A 611-nucleotide genomic window follows, 5' to 3' on the forward strand; every position below is an offset into this window, starting at 1 on the left:
CCCTACTTTCATAGTTATCTTAAAATTCTTTTTTATTGACTTTTCCAAACTATCATAGCTGCTTAGTTTTTTTAATATTGTCTACTTGACATGGATAAGATTACTTTTTATGCTTTTTGATTAATGGTAAGATATCCCTTTTTATATAATTACCGGTTTCGACACTACCGCTTAATGAGTAATTTTCTAATAGGTATTTTTTTATATTATTTAAACTTTCAATCTTAAAATAACCAGATTCAATCGCATTTTCACCTAATATTTTTAACGTTTCATCATCAATTATTTCAACCACTTGAGGAACGAATTTTCTTTTTTCCTTTTTATACGCTTGATAAATTGTATAAGACACAGCATCTAATACTGAATACCATGCATACTGTTTTTGTACATCTTTTTCTTCGTTCGCAAATTCAGCTACATCTATATAATCTTCGCTGTCTATATAGTTACACAAATCATCAGCATCGATTTTTTCACCTTCAAGCCACTTCCAACAGAAATTTAGCGCTTCTCTACCAGTTTTATATCCATCTTCATCCATATTTATCATATTAAACATATTTTCTGCTATTATCAATCCTAATGCAACTTTGGCCTCTATATTGAGC

At 29.1% G+C, this 611-nt stretch carries 1 protein-coding gene; it reads right to left on the reverse strand.

Going from position 1 to position 611, the window contains the following annotated elements:
• Positions 1–100: 100 nt before the first annotated feature.
• Positions 101–611, reverse strand: a 511-nt coding sequence (locus AC1DIT_RS28335; RefSeq protein ID WP_476998621.1) for an Imm6 family immunity protein, incomplete at its 5' end; no start/stop codon positions are given.

It is taken from the genome of Bacillus sp. 05T22, from assembly GCF_056396765.1.